Below are 664 nucleotides of genomic sequence, written 5' to 3'. Positions count from 1 at the left end.
AATGGCGCAAAGCCGTACACTTCATCGGCATTGAGTGGCCCATGTTTTTTTAATGTCGCAGGAAAAAGTGGTTTCCCTTGGTTATTTTTAATATCAAGGTATTCAGGGCTTTGAAATGCTATAAAATTTTTTGCAGTTAGGTTAGCCTTACCAGCTGCAATATCTTGCTCGCTTCCTTCACTTGTTGTTATCCAGTTAAGGTGCGGGCTGATTTCAAGGGATTCACCTGTTTTTTCGCCGTAAATCTGAAGTTCACCCCAAGCATTGCGCGCAATAACATAATAAATATCATCTTGCTCAAACGGGGTATCTTCTAAAAATCGGTCAAGGATGTCTTGATAATCCGCTGGATTTGTCAGCCAAAATAAACCATCGGCAAAGCCACTGAAACCGAGTATTTGCCAGTATTCAAGTAGCTTGTCAGGCAGCTTACCTCGATACGCCTCTATATCAGCGGTAGTCGCAGGTATGATTGTTGTTGGTTGGCTAAATTTGCTTAGAAAATNCTAATGCGTCATCATTCGTCTCTATCATGGTGTTCTCTACTTTACTTTTTGTTTAACGGGCAACGCTCAAGTTGAATGTTCAACTTGGCATCTGGGCCATATTCTTTAAATGCTTTTTCAACTTGCTCATCCATTAATTCCACGCGTGTTTTATCCCC

The 664-nt window shown here is 41.2% G+C and carries 1 protein-coding gene; it reads right to left on the bottom strand.

The window, feature by feature from the left end; translation table 11 throughout:
- Positions 1–449, bottom strand: a 449-nt coding sequence (locus CKO50_RS05050) for a GAD-like domain-containing protein (RefSeq protein ID WP_255229433.1), incomplete at its 3' end; no start/stop codon positions are given.
- Positions 450–664: the final 215 nt, after the last annotated feature.

Source organism: Pseudoalteromonas sp. HM-SA03 (assembly GCF_002289345.1).
Taxonomy (GTDB): Bacteria; Pseudomonadota; Gammaproteobacteria; order Enterobacterales; family Alteromonadaceae; genus Pseudoalteromonas.
Note: the sequence above shows the minus strand (reverse complement) of the source record. Positions and strands in the feature narration are given on the sequence as shown.